The organism is Microbacterium sp. Bi128 (assembly GCF_918698205.1).
Window position 1 is genome coordinate 1 of the sequence record NZ_CAKKMM010001466.1, and the last position, 1,228, is coordinate 1,228.

The 1,228-nt window shown below is 66.8% G+C and carries 3 protein-coding genes; 2 read left to right on the forward strand and 1 reads right to left on the reverse strand.

Features of this window, described 5'->3' with window-relative positions:
* A partial coding sequence (locus LQV45_RS33725; protein WP_230012151.1) for an SOS response-associated peptidase family protein occupies positions 1-316 on the forward strand: 316 nt, incomplete at its 5' end.
* A 68-nt stretch (positions 317-384) separates the two neighbouring features.
* On the opposite strand, the gene LQV45_RS33730 is transcribed toward LQV45_RS33725, so the two are convergent.
* Entirely contained in the window at positions 385-807 is a 423-nt protein-coding gene (locus LQV45_RS33730) for a VOC family protein (RefSeq protein ID WP_230012154.1), read from the reverse strand.
* A 14-nt stretch (positions 808-821) separates the two neighbouring features.
* On the opposite strand from LQV45_RS33730, the gene LQV45_RS33735 reads away from it, so the two are divergent.
* A complete protein-coding gene (locus LQV45_RS33735) occupies positions 822-1,148 on the forward strand; it encodes a chorismate mutase (RefSeq protein WP_230012156.1) in 327 nt (108 codons plus the stop codon).
* The last annotated feature ends 80 nt before the right edge of the window (positions 1,149-1,228 follow it).

Consider the following 1,228-nt stretch of genomic DNA (forward strand, 5'->3'; position numbering starts at 1 on the left):
GGCAGAGGGTGATCCGGAGCGCTGGATGCTCTCGACCTCGATCATGACCACCGACTCGCCGCCGGAGGGCTACGCCGGGGGAATGCTGGCCGAGCTGACCGCGCTGCATGACAGGGTTCCGCTGCCCATGAACCGCGAGACCATGCAGACGTGGCTGGACCCGCAGGCGGATGATGCGGCCGGGCTCGTGGATCTGGTCCGGGCCGGGGCGCACGACGGCGAGGAAGGCTGGACGAGCGACGCCGTCGGCACCGCCGTCGGGAACGTCAGGAATGACTCACCGGAACTCATCCAGCCGGTGGGGAGCCTGTTCTAGCGGTACGCCGGCCTGTCTGGCGGCTGCCCGGCGGCTGCCAAGGCACGGGGCGGCACTGGTTACCTGAGTCAGAGCGTTACTTTGCCGCCGCCGTCGACCGACCAGTCGGGGTTGAAGGCGACCTCCCAGCGGTAGCCGTCGGGATCGGCGAAGTAGCCGGTGTAGCCGCCCCAGGGCTGGGTCTTCGGTGCCGCAACGATGCGGGCTCCCGCGGTCCCGGCTTCGGCCATCACCCGGTCGACGTCCGCCGTGCCGGCCAGGTTGTGGCTGAGCGTGATGCACGCAATGCCGGCAGGGGGATCGGTGGCCGCCTCGGTCTGCATTTGACTCGCGTCCCAGAGCGAAAGGATGAGGCCGTGGTTGACCTGGATGAAGAGCACCTCCCCGGGGACTTCCCGGTGGACCGGCCATCCGAGGCCATCCACGTAGAAGCGGCGTGAGGCGTCAACACTGCGGACACCTAGCGATATGAAGTCGACTCGTGGCTGCATCTTTCGATACTGTCATGCACATGCCCACAAATCACGCAGACGACAAGGCCGCCCAGGCCGACCGCGAACAGCTCGCCGCCGTGCGGGTGGCTGTTGACGAGGTGGACGAGCAGATCGGGTCCGTGAGCGGGCGCCGGGAACGGCTGATCCGGATCGCCGGGACCCTCAAGGCGGACAGCGCCGAGGTCCGTGCGCCCGGGCGTGTGGAGCGGGTCATCGAACACGTCCGCGCCACGGCGGAAAAGAAGGACATCGACGTCGAACTTGTCGAGAAGACCTACCGGGCGACGATCGATGCCTTCATCACGCTCGAGCTGGAAGTGTACAAGTCCAGCTCCTAGAAGTTGCCTAGAGGGCTTCTTCGACAGGCACGTTGGCCTGGTAGTCCCGGCCGTCACAATCGCTGAAGGCCGTCATGAGA